This is a genomic window from Corynebacterium striatum ATCC 6940 (assembly GCF_000159135.1).
GTDB classification, from domain to species: domain Bacteria; phylum Actinomycetota; class Actinomycetes; order Mycobacteriales; family Mycobacteriaceae; genus Corynebacterium; species Corynebacterium striatum.
Genome location: NZ_GG667557.1, coordinates 1 through 451 on the forward strand (window position 1 = coordinate 1; position 451 = coordinate 451).

1 pseudogene is annotated in these 451 nt (G+C 54.5%); it reads left to right on the forward strand.

What is annotated here, in order from left to right:
* Positions 1-140 precede the first annotated feature (140 nt).
* A pseudogene (locus HMPREF0308_RS12725) lies at positions 141-451 on the forward strand (IS21 family transposase); the annotation flags it as partial.

The window sequence follows — 451 nt, forward strand, 5'->3', positions numbered from 1 at the left end:
GCGACCGGCTATTTGGTAGCAGTGTCGTGACTATCCGGTAGCACGACAGTGAGTATCTGGTAGCGCTGCACATCTCCTCACGTTCATACTTCCGGTAGCCACACCACACGGGTGTGGCATCATCTGGAAGGAGTCCGCTCATGACGGATTACCGCGCGATAATGACGTTGCTGATCAAACAGCGTTCTTATCGCCAAATAGAACAACAACTCGGGTGCTCGCACCGTGTAATCGCACGCGCGAACCACACACTGCGAACCTGTGGGTTTAGCACCGTTGAGCAAGTCGCAGCGCTGACAGACAACGAGCTAGACGAGTTGTTCGTTGACAAACGAAGTACCGGGCAAGGTGAATTCGTCCCGATTGACTTCGAAAAAGTCGTCAAAGCCCGCACAGGACGTACAAAGCAGCCCCTGCAAGTCTTATGGGCACGCTACACCACCACCCCAGC